Below are 16,152 nucleotides of genomic sequence, written 5' to 3'. Positions count from 1 at the left end.
CTACAGAGTTATGGCCTCCGAATCCGAATGTGTTGCTTAAGGCGACGTTAATCTCTTTTTTTACCGCAACGTTCGGTGTATAGTCGAGATCGCATTCAGGATCGGGATTTTCGTAATTTATTGTGGGGGGGATGACTCCTTCATTTAGAGCTAATATACACGCAATCGCTTCTACTCCTCCGGCTGCCCCGAGAAGGTGTCCTGTCATGGATTTAGTCGAGCTGACGGACATCTTATAGGCGTGCTCACCGAATACGGTCTTAATTGCCGTAGTTTCATTCTTGTCATTGTATTGAGTGGAAGTTCCGTGTGCGTTAATATAATCTACATCCGTAACATCGAGTCCGGCGTCTTCAATCGCAATTTTCATAGCCCGAACTGCGCCTTCGCCCCCGGGAGCCGGCGCCGTGATATGGAAGGCATCAGCCGTATTTCCTACTCCGCCTATTTCAGCATAGATATGTGCGCCCCGCGATTTCGCGAATTCGAGTTCTTCAAGAACCAATATTCCCGCACCCTCCCCAATCACGAACCCGTCTCGTTCGAGGTCAAAGGGCCTTGAAGCTTTTGTAGGATCGTCATTACGGGTGGACATTGCCTGCATGTTCATAAAGCCGCTGATTGCCATCGGTGAGACGACTGCCTCTGCGCCTCCGGCGATCATAGCATCTGCGGCTCCAGCCTGAATCTGGAGAACGGAGTCGCTTATGGCATGATTCGCGGTGGAACATGCGGATGTCACAGAATAATTCGGACCCTTAAACCCGTGCATTATGGCTATCCTTCCCGGTGATATGTCGGAGATCAGCATCGGTATAAAAAACGGGCTAACCTTGCGGGGACCTTTTTCTAACAAAACTTTATATTGTGTATCCCATGTTATAATGCCGCCAATGCCTGAGCCTACTATCACGCCTACCCTGTTTTTATCGATATCCGCCGACATTAGTTTCGCGTCTTCCACAGCCATGTCAGCGGCATAGAGTGCATATTGAGTGAAGAGGTCCATCCTGCGGATTTCTTTCTTTTCGAGACGTGTCTCGGGTTCAAACCCATCGACTTCGCCGGCAATGCGGCATTTGTATTCGGTATTATCAAACCGGGTTATTGGTCCGATGCCGCTTTTACCCTTTTTGAGTGACTCCCAGAATTCAGAGACATCATTACCAATTGGAGTGATGGCTCCCATTCCGGTTATAACTACTCTTCTATTCATGATATCTCGGTATTTTCACGTTAAATAATAATTCAACGATACTTATTTATTTGAGGTTATATACTTTACTATATCCCCGACCGTAATGAGCTTATCGTAATCTTCTTCAGGTACTTCAACGCCGAATTCATCATCAAATGCTATCATGAGTTCCATGACTGACAGCGAGTCTGCTCCTAAATCATCAATTAAAGAAGCGCTGTCGATTACTTCAGCTTCTTCGATCTCGAGCTCCTTACCGATTATTTGTTTAATTTTTTCTGCATCTGACATATTTTCAATCCTCCTTGTAATTAAGCGTTAATAATATTACATCAATTGACCACCGTCAACATTTATAACCTGTCCGGTAATATAGCCAGAACTGTCCGAAGCAAGAAATGCAGCCAGGTTTGCCACGTCTTCCCCCGTTCCTGCTCGAATTAACGGTACATTTTTAAGAAATTTTTCCTTTGCGTCCTCCTTGACCGATTCAGTCATCTCGGTTTCAATGAAGCCGGGAGCTATCGCATTGACCCTGATGTTCCTCGATCCCAGCTCTTTGGCGGCTGATTTGGTCAAGCCGATTATACCGGCTTTAGACGATGCGTAGTTTGCCTGTCCCGCATTCCCCGATAAACCCACAATGGAAGTTATGTTTATTATGCAGCCTGATTTCGCTTTCAACATCGGGCGTGTGACGGATTTGATTCCGTTAAACGTGCCTTTTAGATTTACGTTTATTACGGTATCCCAGTCCTCTTCCGTCATAGCCATAATAAGCTTATCGCGTCTAATTCCTGCATTGTTCACGAGAATATCGACAGTTCCGAAGGTGTCGAGGGCAAACTGAACCAAACTCTTGAACGACGCAGAGTCGGAGACGTCGCATTTCATCATTTCAACGTCACAACCTGAATCATCCAGCTCCTTTTTCATTTTGCTCAAAAGCTCTTCATTTGTGGCTGAGATGATGAGTTTAGCTCCCTCTGAAGCGAATTTTCTTGCAATTGCAGCTCCGATCCCTCTTGATGCGCCGGTAATCAGAGCACTCTTTCCCTTTAACATTTCCATCTAATTCAATATTAGTCCCAAATCTTCAAGTCTGTCGACACCTGAAGAGCGGAATTCTTTATTTGTACGTTTCGTTAAGCCCTGCAAAACTTTTCCCGGTCCGATTTCAATAAATTCAGCCGCTCCGGCATCAGCCATATTCAGCATCGAAGGATACCATCTTACCGGGCTGGTCAGCTGTTCGATCAGCGATTGTTTTATCTCTTCGGGGTCAAACAGCGGCTTTCCGCTTACGTTGGTGTAAACCGGAAACTCCGGAGAGGATATCGAGACACTTTCCAATGCCTGCGAAAGTTCCTCAACTGCGGATTCCATCAAGGGAGAATGGAACGCTCCGCTGACGTTCAACTCCTTAACGATCTTTGCGCCCTGTTCCCTGGCGATTGCCATAACTTCACGCACAGGATCTATTTCTCCCGATACAACGAGTTGTACCGGCGAGTTAAGATTCGCGATGTTAACGACACCATCATTGTTTTCCTTAGCGCAAATTGTCTCGAGAGTTTCCAATTCCATGCCGATCACCGCTGCCATAGTCCCGGGATTTTCATCGCATGCTTTCTGCATCGAGTCGGCACGCACCTTAACAAGATTTATAGCATCCGGGAACTCTAATGAACCGGCTGACGCATAAGCGGCATACTCGCCGAGGCTGTGACCGGCTGCAAAATCCGGCTTGATTCCTTTATCAGCCAGCAGCATCGAAAGGGAGTAACTATGAGTGAAAATCGCCGGTTGGGTAACTGAGGTCTGCGTCAATTCCTCGATCGGACCGTTAAATGAAATTTCAGCCAGATCAAAACCGAGCGCTTCCGATGCTCTCGAATAATATGATTTGACTGAATCGAATTTCTCGTATAGGTCCGCTCCCATACCCACGTATTGCGATGCCTGGCCGGGATATAAAAATGCTACCTTACCCGGGGAAAGACTCAAATCTAATACGCCCACTTGATGAGCGTGCTTCCAAGCGTATAACCGGCGCCAAATGCAGCGAGAACTGTGATATCTCCCTTTTTTAACCTGCCGTCTCTTACAGCTTCGTAAATGCCGAGCGGAATAGTGGCGGCAGTAGTGTTACCATATCTATCGATGTTCATTACTACTTTTGATTCATCAATGCCAAGGCGCTTGGCTGTAGAATCGATAATGCGCTTATTTGCCTGATGGGGAATAAAGAGGTCGACGTCCGCACCTTCGAGTCCGTTTCGTTCGAGAATTTGCACCGATACCTCCGCCATCCCCTTTACGGCATTGATATAAACAGTTCTGCCGTCCTGATAGAGAAAATGTTCACGGGCATCGACAGTTTCGTGTGAGGCAGGTTTTTCGCTTCCCCCGGCAGCCATATATAGATATTCAGCGCCCGAGCCGTCTATGGAGCTGAGAGAATCGAGTATGCCGAATCCTTCTTCTTCCGAAGGTTCAACCATTACGGCGCCAGCGCCGTCTCCAAACAATATAGACGTATTTCTGTCTTCGTAATTCATGATAGAGCTCATAGTATCCGCGCCGACTACCACTACTTTCTTATATGCTCCTGATTCGACAAACCGGCTGGCTGAATTCAGGGCGAATAAGAAACCCGAACAAGCCGCTGAGAGATCAAATCCCCAGCAGTTATTCGCCCCGATCTCTTCCTGAATCAGGCATGCCGTTGCCGGGAACATCCTGTCCGGTGTAACGGTTGCCACGATGATAACGTCAATCTCCCCGGGGTCGGTATCGGTAAAATCAAGCAATTCCCTGATAGCGTGAATTCCCATATGAGAGGTTGCTTCCCCGTCGGAAACTATATGTCTCTCGGAAATCCCGGTGCGGGAGACAATCCATTCATCATTTGTATCCATCATCTTTTCCAAGTCGCTGTTTGTAAGGACTTTTTCGGGTACGTAATGACCGACTCCGCTGATCTTAGCCATCATAGGAGTACTATTTTGTGAGTTCATCTAAACTGCCTCCATAGTGACTTTGGGCTTGCTGACGTTCAATTCCTCTATTTTTTCTTGAATATGATCGTTTATCTTCCCTCTAACCATCCTCCGCGCAACCCGTATAGCATTTTTTATGGCTATGTGTGATGAATGCCCATGCCCTATAATCGATACTCCGTTCACGCCTAACAGAGGTACACCGCCGTATTCCTGATAATCAAGGTCTTTTTTCAACTTCTTGATGGCGGGAAGCATCATGAGCGCTCCGAGTTTTGCAAAAGGCCGGTTCCTCATATGAAGCCGGGTTTTGGATTTGAGCAATTCGTAAATCGATTCCGCAAATTTGATAAGTATATTGCCCACAAACCCGTCGCAAACCACCACTTCAACCTTCCCGACGAGAATATCTCTCCCTTCAACATTTCCATAAAAGTTAGGAAGGAATTCGCTCAGTAACTGAAAGCTCTCGAGCGCCATCTCATTACCCTTTGATGCTTCTACACCGATGTTCAAAAGCCCGACAGAGGGGTTTTTCCATCCGAAAATGTGTTCGACGTATATGCTGCCCATAATGCCGAACTGCAAAAGATGCAGCGGCCGGCAATTCGGGTTTGCGCCGGCGTCAAAAATTGTGGTACCTTTATTTTCAGTAGGCAGGTAAGCCCCTATTGTGGGGCGGCGAACTCCCTTAATCCTTTTCAGGTTCATCAACGCTGACGCATAAACGACTCCTGTGTTCCCGGCGCTGACGAACGCATCGATTTCGCCTGATTTCTGTAATTTGGTGCCGATCGAGATTGAAGAGTTCGGCTTATTCTTGATAGCCTTTGCCGGTGATTCATGCATTTGTATCAGGTCGGGAGCGTTTATTATTTCCATGTCCGGGAAAGTAGTTTTTTCATGTGACAATCGATCTCGAATTGCATCTTTGTCACCTATAAGTATTATATCCGAATCTTCCGCGTACTCTTTTGCGGCGAGCACCGCCCCCTTTACCGTTTCGCGGGGCGCGTAATCACCACCCATAGCGTCTATGGCGATTCTCATTTTCATAATAGTATGCTAAACAGGAAGTGTACCTGTAATTATTTTATTCCGCTGGAGCTATTACAGATCTGCCGTTATAATATCCACAATTCGGACATACCCTGTGTGCCAGCTTAGGCTGTAAACATTTCGGGCAGGTAACAGTTGTTGAAACTGTTGCCTTGTAGTGCGTTCGTCTTTTATCCCTACGAGATTTTGAAATTTTTCTTTTTGGTAGCGCCAAAACTATTCCTTATTTTTTATCCGTTATGACCGGTTAAATTGTATTTCCTTAAGCTTTTCCCACCTGTTGTCGTGAAACTCCGTAACGCAGCCGCAATCCTCATCGTTCCGGTTCGCACCACATACGGGGCAGAGTCCCTTACAATCCGGTACACAGAGAGTTTTTATCGGCAGAGTCAGAACCAGCGCCGAATGAATCTCTTCCCTGAGGTCGATTACAGGGTCATTCGGATTGAAGTAGCGTATTCCTAAACTCTCACTGTCGCTCAACTTTGCGGTGAAATAAAGCTCAAATCCGGATGCAACACTCTTCTCAAAGCTTTTTAGACAGCGGTCGCAAACCAGCAGAGCTGATGCGGAGACTCTTGCCTTTAAATTCAAATCATGCAGTCTCTTGTCGAAGTGCGCATCCAGCTTGATATCACCGATAATATGGCCGTGTTTCATAAGGCTCATTCCCCGTGCCGGTAACGCCATCTTAAGATGGTTTAAACCATCGTCGAATTTTGATATATCTATCTTCATATGACTGGATAATATAGATTTTGACCTTACAGTAGTCAAGACAAAAGGAAAGCGGACGCTAATGAGACTGGGCTGACGCTGATTCCTGATATTGCTCTCGCTCAGGTGGATTTAAATTAAGCGTAGTTTTTGTATATCACAGTACTGGCAGGGAAACTTATTTCAAAAACAGCATCTTTTTCGTCCGGATGAATATAGGGGGCGCAGATCTGCGCCCCCTACGGCGTCCAACGAAAATAAATTCAGCAGAGATTATTCAAAAATTAAATAGTATCGCTTAATTCAAAGTGTATTATTATAATTATATTTGGATATATTCTAATAATTCTTATTTCAGTTTCGAAAGACAGATAGAGGGGAGGTCAGCATGAAAGAGATTTTAAAGGCGGTGATACTGCCTGCCGTCATCGGATTTGTAGGAACATACGCCTCATATACATACAACCAGGCGAAGCTCAATGTAGATTATGCCCGTACGATCCATTCATATTTACCGCAGATTTACTCAGACGATCTTTTTGAGCAGCAGGTAGCGCTCGTAATATTAAAGCCTATTCTAAATAAAGATCAGCTAGAGGCCTTAGAGGCTGTAATTGATGCCAACCAGAAGTCGGTAATAATCAGTGCGGCTGGAAATGACGCCGAGTTGGAAAAAGGGTTGAACAGACTTGCGGCATTGACGCCGGAGAAAGCGCATGACCTACATAATTATTCGCGCGGCGTTATTTTTGAACGCGAAAGCATGGAACTGCTTGGAAAAGGAGACGTGGAGGAGGCGATTGAGAAATTAAGAGCATCCGCGAAGGCACATCATGATTTCAAGGACTATTCCGATTTCGCCGAAAATGTTCAACAGCAGATATCCATAACCCCTGATTTGGAAGAGCTTTCTTCAGGGTTGATCGACAGACTCGATATTTCCGAAAAGAATAAAAAGTCATTAAAGGTGCAAAATTTCTTAAGCAAACTTCCGAAGAAATCGGTGGGGAAAAAGAGTAAATCGGGTCAGCAAATAAATTAGAAGCAAAAGAGAGATTGAAGTTCAGAGCAGCAGATAATGAAAAATAGGGCGTAACAATGGCAAAAATATTTACGAAGAACGAATGGCGAAAGATACATGCCGAGTTGGATAGAAACGAATCGGAATACGGGCTGCCGGAACGGGATGATAAGTCGATTCTGATCGCATCGTGGAATATCCGAAAATTCGGTAAAATCGATGAAAAGAAACGCGATAATGATCATTTCCTCTTTATTTCCAAAGTAGTAAAAAGGTTTGATCTAATATCAGTTCAGGAAGTCATGGATGACCTTTCAAGCATTAAAAAATTACGTGACCTCATAAACAAGGATATCAGCAAGCCCGAAGAAAGGTACGGTCTGGTTCTCTCCGACATAACCGGCGATATCCCCGGCGGACCCGGATTACAGGAGAGGCTGGCATTTTTATATAAGAGAAACAGAGTCAGAAGAACCGAAATAGCGAGTGACATTTCCGTCGACAGGGGACCGGTTTTGAGAAAATTGCGAAACTTAGCCGGAGACTACATTGGAGCATTAGTCGATCTCATATCCGAGCACGAAGAAAAAAGGGCGAAGTACTTCGAATGGGGAAAAGTCTGGGCTAAATTAGGGAAAAGACCCAAGCCTCCGTCAGCGCCGAAACTGCATTTTGCAGATTTTTTGACGTTTGTCCGTTCACCGTACCTGGTCAGTTTTCAACTCGGCGTTAAATCAGCCAACCCTTATGAAATAATGGCTGTAGGAGCGCACCTGGTTTTCGGTACTCCGGAGCAAAGAGCGAAGGAATTTAGCGCTCTGCTTGAATGGCTCAGCTCACGGCTTGAAAAACCGGGCAGAGCATATTATCCTAATTTCCTGCTTATGGGAGATTTGAACCTCGACCTTGATACTGAAGACGACAGGCTGGATACAGATAAGTACATTAAAGAACTCGCAAGAAGTATTGGTTCAGGTAAAAGAAAAAATCAGGTTGACATCTATTTCCCGTTCATCACACCGTATCCGTCACCGGGTGAGCGTTTCACCCTGAGAAGTAATGTGAAACTCAGTCAAACCTATGACCAGATAGGTTTTTTTACTGTGGATAAGAGGATGCCGAAATCCGAGAACAGGAATGTGCTCGGTCGTCCGGGGTCATTGGAGGATTACGGCGTATTTAATTTCACGAAATTGTTCGCTAAAGCTATAATTAACAAGTCGTACGATAAACTGTCAGAAAGAAACAAAGACGCCCTCATAAGGAGATTTCACAACACGGTCAGCGATCATATGCCGATATGGGTACGGCTTAAAATGCCTGCTTAAACGCTCCTCCTCTGCCGCCGAAATTTTTAATCTCTAAATAAAGCGGTTGCATATTTAATGCAGATTACGCAAGTTTTATCCTAATTAATAACTAATAATTTTGTGAAACTATTTTGAGTTTAGATTTAAGAACCGTTGACTCGATAGAAAGGGATTTAGAAAAGGCAAGGAAAGATACTCTCGAGCTAATCGGGAAGATTCCCGAAAATTTTCTTGTTAATTCTCCGGCATCGTTCATGGGTCCCATCATATGGGACTTGACGCACGTGGCTAAGTTCGAAGAGCTGTGGATATTACGAAAAGCCGGTGGTAGAGACAATGGCGAGAAATATCTTGATGCTGACTACAATGCGATCCGTACTCCAAGGGAAAAGAGGCTCAGCCTTAACTTGCCTTCCATTTCCGAGTCTCTTGCATATTTGGAAAAGGTACGAAACGAAGTATCCGGATTCCTCCGAAAAACGAATTTAAACTCTACCGACAGATTGTTGAATAACGGTTTCGTCTTTGATATGGCTTTGCAGCACGAGTGTCAGCATCAGGAGACTATTTTACAGTCACTCGCATTATACGAATCTCTCCCGTTTGAATCTCCTCAATTACCCCCGGGAAACGGAACCATGTCCGAATACGGTATGGTTATTGTTCCTGCCGGCGAATTTATAATGGGGTCTCGTTCAAAGAGATTTGTATATGATAATGAATTGCCGGCACATCCGGTTTTCGTAGATGAATTTTATATCGACGCAGCACCGGTCACTGACGGGAGATTTATGAAATTTATTCGGGAAGACGGCTACGACAGAAAAGATCTCTGGTCGGATGAAGGCTGGGAGTGGAAAACCGAACAAAAGGTCTTCGCTCCGCTTTACTGGGAGAAAATCGAAGGAGAATGGCATAGAAGGGCGTACGATAAGATCATAAAAATCCGTTCAGATGAACCGGTAGTTCATGTCTCCTATTGGGAGGCGGAGGCTTTTGCAAAATTCGAGGGAAAGCGACTCCCAACGGAAGCGGAATGGGAAAAAGCCTGCAGGTGGGATCCGGATACCGGTCAGACTCTCACCTATCCCTGGGGAGAGGAATTACCGGACAGCGATAAGGCAAACATAGACAAACGGCGTTGGGCTCCGGCTCCGGTAGGATCGTATGATAAGTTCAGTTCGCCGGCAGGGTGTCACCAGATGTTAGGCGATGTTTACGAATGGACATCTTCAAACTTCCTTCCGTACGATGGATTCGAAGCGTTTCCTTATGACGAGTATTCTGAAGTGCATTTTGGGGAGAAGTATAAAGTACTCAGGGGCGCATCATGGGCTACCTCCCGTCACGTGACCAGATCGACGTTCAGGAATTGGGATTACCCTCAACGCAGACAGATATTCGCCGGTTTCAGATGTGCTATGGAGGCGGATTAACAAAAAGTGTGCAGGATAGCGGCGTATATCGGCGAAGGAACGAAGATTGAAAATATCGTTTACAATTTTCCGCATAACCTCGAAGTCCAGAGCTATGCCCCGAAGGAACTCATTGCCGGCAACGTTAATCTCGACGGGTTCGGGTGCGGTTGGTACAACAGAGAGGTCGAGCCACAACCGGCTAAGTACGCCACTTTGTTACCGCTCTGGGCTGATTACAATTTTCCGACCATAGCCAGGGCAACTACGTCCGACGTTATATTCGCCGCCGTGAGAAACGCAACACCGCCTTTCCCGAACGAGTTGTCGTCCGTTCAGCCATTGACGCTCGAAAATTACTTATTCGTACACAACGGATCAATTTCCGAGTATGAAAAAAGCCGAAGAAAGCTGGAAAACGATCTTCCGGATAAGTATTTCAACATGATAGGCAATCGCTCCGACAGCGCGCTTCTCTTTGCCGCATTTATGTGGCAGCTTTCCGAATTAAAAGGAGAAGGAAGATCAATATCAACCGCGCTTCGTAATACTCTTGATTGGTTAGGCACTCACTTATCTGAATCTGACCGGAGCGCAAACCTCAATATCGGAATATCAGATGGAGTTGAGGCTGTATTCATCCGGCATGAAATAGGGGGGGAATGCAACTCCTTATATTATAACAACTCGCACAAGACCTTAGGAGGGGGGACTCTCGTTGCATCAGAAGCGTTGGACGAAGACGCGGGATGGACCGTAGTCCCCGAAAACACTATGTTACAAATCAAGCTGGGCGAAAAACCTAAACTGAGTAATTTAAAATGAGCTTACCGCAGAGAAAAGAATCTATTGAATCCGATAATTCCAAGCAGGGCTTTAAGTCCGACCCGTTCGCGGAGATAATTCAAGACGTGCAAGCCGGACTGACGTCGGTTCCCAAGATGTTGAACCCGAAATATTTTTACGATGAAAAGGGTTCTCAGTTATTTGACAAAATTACCAGATTACCCGAGTATTACCTGACCCGAACCGAAACAAGTATATTGAAAAATGAGATCGAGGGGATACTCAATAGGTACAAGCCAGAGGCGGTTTTCGAGATGGGGAGCGGGTCTGCTACAAAAACACGATTGTTACTTGATCTCATGAATGTATCGGGAATGCTGAGGGGGATAGGACTATTTGATTTCAACGAGGAGTTCCTCACGGAGAGCTCACTGAGCTTCCGCGCTTTATACCCGGAATCCCGGGTAGTCAGCATAGTAGGTGATTTTACAAAGGAATTGATGCTCGGCGATTTTGATTTTACTCCGACAATTTACCTCTTTCTCGGCTCCACTATCGGGAATATGAGCTACGGTGAGAGTAAGATGTTTCTCGAAAGGGTGGTTGAGAAAATGAAGAGGGAAGATATCTTCATGCTGGGAATAGACCTTGTGAAAGACATAGACATAATTCATTCTGCCTACAATGATTCAGAGGGTGTTACGGAGGAGTTCAACAGGAATATCTTAAATGTAATAAATGTGAGATTAGACGCTGATTTTAAGCCGAACCTATTCACCCATGAAGCGGTTTACAATCAGGAGAAGAACCGGATCGAGATGTATCTGAAATCCAATGTAGATCAGGTCGTAAATTTAAAAAAGATCGATTTGAAGCTAAAACTCATTAGCGGCGAGTCGATCTGCACGGAGATCAGCCGAAAATATACACGGGAAAAGGTCGAAAGCCTGATGAGTTCAGCGGGTATGGAGATGAAAGAATGGCTGACCGACGCAGAATCTTTCTTTGCGATAGCCTTAGCGAAGAAATCGTCGTAAACAGTGCTATTATAACATGCAGAGAAAGTGAATCATTACCCTATCGATGGTTTTAAGATATTCAGATCAACTATCTTGAAGGAATCAGTATAAGCTCTTCCTGCGGAGGGATAAGGTATTCTGCTCCGGTATCTGTTATAACTGCCATTTCTTCTACGGATATAGTTTTCGAGTCTTTCCCCTCAGCGTCTAAGGGCCAACTGAAGAAACCGTCGAAAGCGAATGTCTGACCGGGATGTAGAATTCGGAGAGCGTCTCCCGATGGCGCTGCTTCGCTCTGTGCGCCCCCAAGACGCGGACCTGCATCGTGTGCCCAATATCCCACCGGGTGACCGGTACTCCAGATGAGGGGGAGTGACCCGGTTTCTTTCATCCAATCTCTTTGCGCTTTATCAACCGAGTATCCCGTTACTCCCGGTTTCATGGCTGCGATGGCTATGCGGTTTCCTTTGCGAGCGTTTTCCCATCTAATAAGAACTTCGGCGGGCGGCTCGGTCATTCCGGGCTCCATGACGTAGGCAAACCGCTGAATGTCGGTGCACCACGTTCCGTAAACTTTTATGCCGAAGTCCGTTTGAATGATATCTCCCGCTTGAATAACTTTATCGGTAGCGTGGGAATGACCGCGGTCAACGCCGGAATTTACGTTCGGATTTTGCTCCGGCGCCCATGCGTCCTCCACACCGAGTTCTCTCATACGCGATTTAAGGTATCGCGCAACATCCGAATCCCTCGTCTTACCGGGAATTACCATCTTATAAGCTTCGATCTCAAGTTGTGCGGTGAGTTCGGCTGCCTTCCGCATAATTTCTATCTCTGCGGGAAGCTTGACCGATAACCATTCTGTGACGAGGTCCTGAGATGAAACGAGCCGCTCCGTCATATCATCTCCTAAAGCCTCTTCCAATTTAATGCGCTGGCTGTAAGAAAGACCGTCCGCGATATTCCTCTCAGAAGAATTGACAGCGATTACGGAAGGATTCCGCGTGCGAAGTTCGTCCGCCACTAATTTCCAGACGTTTCCGCCTCTTTTGAACGAGATGACCCTGTCGTGCAAACCGACGTCGCTAAGCGATTTGGCCTCGCCTTCCGGAGAAAAAATTAGAGAGCTCACCCTGTCGCCTTCTAAAAAGAACATAAAAGCGGCAGTGCCGCCGGCGTTTTCGCAGCCGACGTGTGAGGCAAGCGGGTCGTTGTCGTTCTCCCTGCAAATCAGAACCCACGCATCGACCTCAGCGCGCCGCATCGCCGCCGGGAGAAGCTTTTGTATCCGTTCTTTGCGGATCTCGCTCCAGGGATTGTCAGACGGGTCAAAGGGCAAGTCGGAGATGTCTGTCTTATAAGAATTACACGATGAAACAAATCCGACTATGATAATTCCTGTTATGAATTTAATAAAATTAACAAACGAGGTGGTGCCATTTTCAGTCATGTCTTTTCCTGAGAGTTATGGTAAACGATCATATGGTTTTATAATGTATATGAATGAGTTTAGATAATGAACACAATACTGAGGTAAGGGCGGAAAAGTTGATTGCGCAACTCTTCGAACAACTGAAGATTCCCGCAGCAAACAACTCCAAACAAATGCCTATTTCCCAGGCGGTAAAAAACACAGGCGATGAAGGGGGACAGTTCATCTTTATTAGAAAATGATGATTTGAAATTCTGCGGCGGTGGGAGCCAACGCCTTTAGACTATGAGGTGAGACCGGATGCTACTCGTTTAGAGGGCGGTAGAAAGGAACAGCTATCCGGGTAAATTAAGATACCCTGTTCAGTCTTTCAGACTTCGTGGTTTGATTCGTTCGTGTAGATCCTGTCGCCGACGAACTTGTAAGCCCGGCGTTTCATCGCCCGGGATGAAATAGCTTTCTTAATACCGAGCTTTGCCGCTGCATCTTCTAAAATGATTTTCTCTGACAGCCCGTCAAGACCTTTTCTTGCATTTCGCCCATCCTTATCGGCCCCTGTCAATTTATCCAAGATATGCATCCTCCTCTTCTGATATCAGCCTTTATACTCATAAAGCCTTCAGGTGTTCCCGCTCAGGGATTAGCGCCTCAATCAGTTTTCTGAGACAACGCCCGGATTCTTCTATTTTCTCGCGCTCTAAAGAGCGGGCACAATTTATGCCATAACTCACCGTTTCAGCGTTAGCCCTTATTTTCATACTATATAAGAGGGATATATGTGAAGAAAATTTAATTTTGTGGTTATAAAGAGACGAAAATCGCAATGTATTGCCGTTATGTGCCGAAAATGGCGATATATTGCCGTATCGAAAAAATTATTGGATTCAGAGTACAAGATGAATTGTTGACATTACTCCCAGCGCTATGGAGTTGTAACTCGTACTTGACCGATGCGCATTAAAGAGCAATAAAAATATCATTGTAATATTTTAAATAGAGTTTTATTATTATCTCAACATTGAACTGCAAATGCAAGGCAATGATGATTTTGAAATCAATGCTATGCGGCATACAGCAGAAGAGTTTCAACGATCAATTATACACGTATTTAAATTAAGGATCTTAAAATGGGTACAAATTCATTTGATTCAGATAAGTTCAAGGATGGACAACGTCAGCACTGGGACAGTGTGGCAGCCGGTTGGAAAAAGTGGTGGGAAACATTGGAACAATTTTCCCAAATAGTCACAAACAGTCTGACAGAGCTGGCGGATATCAAACCCGACCAGCAAGTTCTGGATATTGCGACAGGTATCGGCGAACCGGCTCTTACGGCCGCCAAATTAGTTGGCGATAACGGGAAGGTTATAGCAACTGATATGTCTTCACAGATGCTGACTATTGCCCGGGATCGGGCAAACAGACTCGGGTTAAATAACGTGGAGTTCCAAGAGTCGGATGCAGAGAAATTGGACTTTCCCGAAAGTCATTTTGATGCCATAGTCAGCCGCTGGGGATTAATGTTTTTACCTGATGTTGAAACCACATTAAATTCCGTTCTTCGGATGCTGGTTCCGGATGGGAAGTTCGCAACTGCTGTTTGGGACGTTCCGGAAAATATTCCATTTTTCAGTTTTGCCGTTCAGACACTTCTACAGATGTTCGACGTGCCTATGACGCCGCCTGAGGCTCCAACAGTGTCGGGCCTGGCAGGTGGAGCGATAGAAGAAAATATGGCAAGCGCCGGATTCACTGATATCCGCACAGAAACCATAACGGTCAATTTCGAGTTTTCATCAGCGGGAGAGTACACTGAACTGATGAAGGATATTGCTGCGCCGCTAAGGATAATGCTGGCAAATCAATCTCCCGAAGAGAAGGATGAGTACTGGCGGACGCTCGAGGAATCTACCGCCCGGAAATTCGCATCGAAAAACGGCGGAGTTTTACTGCCAAGTATAAGTATCTCAGTAGTAGGACAACGAGCATAAGGGCGCGATTACTCGTAGTGCGTCCACATTCTGATGATCTTGACGGTCTTTATATCGTCAAGCACCTGATAGATTAATCTGTGATGAATGTTTATTCTTCTCGAATATGCTCCGGAAATGTCACCGAGTAACTTCTCAAAAGGAAGGGGCTTTGTATAAGGGTCATTTTTTAACAGCGCAATCAACTTTACTACTTGGGGTTTTAAGTTAGATGATTCGATTTTCTTGGAATCTTTGACAGCCTGCTTACTGTAAACTATGCTCCAACTCACCAATCAAGTTTCTGGGTATCAGTGTCAACATCACTGTTTAATCCCTCGATAATCGTTTCCCTCATCCCGGGAATAGACAACAGGTAAAGTGTCTCCTGTATAGAACGCCAATCTTCCTCAGAGACGAGGATTGCATTTGACTTCTTCCCCGTAATCTGAATCGGCTCGTGTGATTCGGATGCCTCGATAAGCAGCTTATATAAATTTGCACGTGCTTTCGTTACATTTATTGTTCGCATTTTTTCTCCAAACATTGTTGACAAAAACGTACACAATAATGTACGCTTTTGCAAGTTAAAAGTTTAATAGGTGCGTGAAATGGGCTTTCACGGTGTCATAACTCAAGCTGGGATATTTTCAATTCGATTTAGTGTCGATACGGATACCGGGGAAGTGTACGTGTTTGGTGAACAGGAGGGAATAATTCGATATTGGTTGCTATTGAATAAATGGACTCAATTCGAGGTTAGGTAAGTCGATTCGTATCTTTTAGTGAGCTTTGTCTGGGCACACTATGAAACGCCAGAAACAGCTTGTAAACAAGCATACTCTCTCTTACCTTGGATTCTTAGTTTCTTTAGATAATAACTTTGGGAACACTCAGGCTAAATAAATGGATCGGTTCAAAAGAGAAAATAACTCTTCGGTCAATGCCGTTTCACTGATGTCGGAAGGGGCGTCGGAGCGCATAATTCCGGGTCCTCCTCCCGTGGATGACAAGCATGAGGAGAGCCTTGACGTATGGGGCTTTCGCGATACCGTCTTCAGGATAAATTCCAGCGGTAACGTCGAGCTGACGGGCACGCGATATAACTTCAGCGGGGTGGAGATGCCTACCTTGCTGCCATGGCTAAGCGGGATTATGGACGTGGATATCCGGTCGGGGGTGACCAATCCCTCTGGCTACCCGCCTGTTAGTCCGGAGTCAGT

Annotated in this window: 20 protein-coding genes; 8 read left to right on the top strand and 12 right to left on the bottom strand. The window is 45.6% G+C overall.

Translation table 11 applies throughout. The features are described from left to right. The 8 genes from fabF to IID12_06565 form a co-directional block, all read right to left on the bottom strand. Positions 1–1,216, bottom strand: a 1,216-nt coding sequence (gene fabF / locus IID12_06600; GenBank protein ID MCH8288759.1) for a beta-ketoacyl-ACP synthase II, incomplete at its 3' end; no start/stop codon positions are given. Positions 1,217–1,258: 42 nt separating this feature from the next. Continuing rightward, on the bottom strand, positions 1,259–1,489 hold the full coding sequence (gene acpP, locus IID12_06595) for an acyl carrier protein (protein ID MCH8288758.1): 231 nt from the start codon (positions 1,487–1,489) through the stop codon (positions 1,259–1,261). 36 nt (positions 1,490–1,525) lie between these two features. Continuing rightward, entirely contained in the window at positions 1,526–2,263 is a 738-nt protein-coding gene (gene fabG, locus IID12_06590; protein ID MCH8288757.1) for a 3-oxoacyl-[acyl-carrier-protein] reductase, read from the bottom strand. 6 nt (positions 2,264–2,269) lie between these two features. Further along, positions 2,270–3,142 carry an ACP S-malonyltransferase gene (gene fabD / locus IID12_06585; GenBank protein MCH8288756.1) on the bottom strand — a complete coding sequence of 291 codons (873 nt, stop codon included), beginning with the start codon at positions 3,140–3,142 and terminating at the stop codon, positions 2,270–2,272. 65 nt (positions 3,143–3,207) lie between these two features. After that, the gene (locus tag IID12_06580; GenBank protein MCH8288755.1) at positions 3,208–4,218 is read right to left on the bottom strand and encodes a ketoacyl-ACP synthase III; all 1,011 of its coding nucleotides are present in this window, start codon (positions 4,216–4,218) and stop codon (positions 3,208–3,210) included. Next, positions 4,219–5,250 (bottom strand): phosphate acyltransferase PlsX, encoded by a 1,032-nt coding sequence (plsX, locus tag IID12_06575; GenBank protein MCH8288754.1) that lies wholly within the window; start codon positions 5,248–5,250, stop codon positions 4,219–4,221. A gap of 43 nt (positions 5,251–5,293) precedes the next feature. Next, positions 5,294–5,473 carry a 50S ribosomal protein L32 gene (rpmF, locus tag IID12_06570; protein MCH8288753.1) on the bottom strand — a complete coding sequence of 60 codons (180 nt, stop codon included), beginning with the start codon at positions 5,471–5,473 and terminating at the stop codon, positions 5,294–5,296. Positions 5,474–5,496: 23 nt separating this feature from the next. Then, the gene (locus IID12_06565; GenBank protein ID MCH8288752.1) at positions 5,497–5,997 is read right to left on the bottom strand and encodes a DUF177 domain-containing protein; all 501 of its coding nucleotides are present in this window, start codon (positions 5,995–5,997) and stop codon (positions 5,497–5,499) included. Positions 5,998–6,364: 367 nt separating this feature from the next. On the opposite strand from IID12_06565, the gene IID12_06560 reads away from it, so the two are divergent. The 5 genes from IID12_06560 to egtD all read left to right on the top strand — a co-directional run bounded on the left by IID12_06560 (position 6,365) and on the right by egtD (position 11,545). Further along, entirely contained in the window at positions 6,365–7,018 is a 654-nt protein-coding gene (locus tag IID12_06560) for a hypothetical protein (protein ID MCH8288751.1), read from the top strand. 56 nt (positions 7,019–7,074) lie between these two features. Further along, on the top strand, positions 7,075–8,325 hold the full coding sequence (locus IID12_06555) for an endonuclease/exonuclease/phosphatase (protein MCH8288750.1): 1,251 nt from the start codon (positions 7,075–7,077) through the stop codon (positions 8,323–8,325). A gap of 113 nt (positions 8,326–8,438) precedes the next feature. Next, positions 8,439–9,743: an ergothioneine biosynthesis protein EgtB gene (gene egtB / locus IID12_06550; protein ID MCH8288749.1), complete on the top strand. Its 1,305-nt coding sequence runs from the start codon at positions 8,439–8,441 to the stop codon at positions 9,741–9,743. Positions 9,744–9,749: 6 nt separating this feature from the next. Further along, entirely contained in the window at positions 9,750–10,547 is a 798-nt protein-coding gene (locus IID12_06545) for a class II glutamine amidotransferase (protein MCH8288748.1), read from the top strand. Beyond that, a complete protein-coding gene (gene egtD, locus IID12_06540) occupies positions 10,544–11,545 on the top strand; it encodes an L-histidine N(alpha)-methyltransferase (GenBank protein ID MCH8288747.1) in 1,002 nt (333 codons plus the stop codon). Before IID12_06545 ends, egtD begins: the two co-directional genes overlap by 4 nt. 70 nt (positions 11,546–11,615) lie before the next feature. Here the strand turns inward: egtD and IID12_06535 are convergent, their stop codons facing one another. Then, positions 11,616–12,977, bottom strand: coding sequence for an aminopeptidase P family protein (locus tag IID12_06535; protein ID MCH8288746.1), 1,362 nt, complete (start codon positions 12,975–12,977; stop codon positions 11,616–11,618). A gap of 53 nt (positions 12,978–13,030) precedes the next feature. On the opposite strand from IID12_06535, the gene IID12_06530 reads away from it, so the two are divergent. Beyond that, positions 13,031–13,201 (top strand): hypothetical protein, encoded by a 171-nt coding sequence (locus IID12_06530; GenBank protein MCH8288745.1) that lies wholly within the window; start codon positions 13,031–13,033, stop codon positions 13,199–13,201. A 128-nt stretch (positions 13,202–13,329) separates the two neighbouring features. Here the strand turns inward: IID12_06530 and IID12_06525 are convergent, their stop codons facing one another. Then, positions 13,330–13,530: a hypothetical protein gene (locus IID12_06525; protein ID MCH8288744.1), complete on the bottom strand. Its 201-nt coding sequence runs from the start codon at positions 13,528–13,530 to the stop codon at positions 13,330–13,332. Positions 13,531–14,086: 556 nt separating this feature from the next. Here IID12_06525 and IID12_06520 point away from each other — a divergent pair. After that, on the top strand, positions 14,087–14,950 hold the full coding sequence (locus tag IID12_06520) for a class I SAM-dependent methyltransferase (GenBank protein MCH8288743.1): 864 nt from the start codon (positions 14,087–14,089) through the stop codon (positions 14,948–14,950). Positions 14,951–14,958: 8 nt separating this feature from the next. On the opposite strand, the gene IID12_06515 is transcribed toward IID12_06520, so the two are convergent. Together IID12_06515 and IID12_06510 are read right to left on the bottom strand one after the other, a co-directional pair. After that, complete coding sequence (locus tag IID12_06515) at positions 14,959–15,222, bottom strand: Txe/YoeB family addiction module toxin (protein ID MCH8288742.1); 264 nt, start codon at positions 15,220–15,222, stop codon at positions 14,959–14,961. Beyond that, positions 15,219–15,461 carry a type II toxin-antitoxin system Phd/YefM family antitoxin gene (locus IID12_06510; GenBank protein ID MCH8288741.1) on the bottom strand — a complete coding sequence of 81 codons (243 nt, stop codon included), beginning with the start codon at positions 15,459–15,461 and terminating at the stop codon, positions 15,219–15,221. The genes IID12_06515 and IID12_06510 overlap by 4 nt, the downstream gene beginning before the upstream one ends. 374 nt (positions 15,462–15,835) lie before the next feature. On the opposite strand from IID12_06510, the gene IID12_06505 reads away from it, so the two are divergent. Further along, positions 15,836–16,152, top strand: a 317-nt coding sequence (locus tag IID12_06505) for an oxidase (protein ID MCH8288740.1), incomplete at its 3' end; no start/stop codon positions are given.

Source organism: Candidatus Neomarinimicrobiota bacterium, from assembly GCA_022567655.1.
Classification (GTDB): Bacteria; Fidelibacterota; SORT01; order SORT01; family SORT01; genus JADFGO01.
This window is presented reverse-complemented; position numbering and strand designations above follow the sequence as displayed.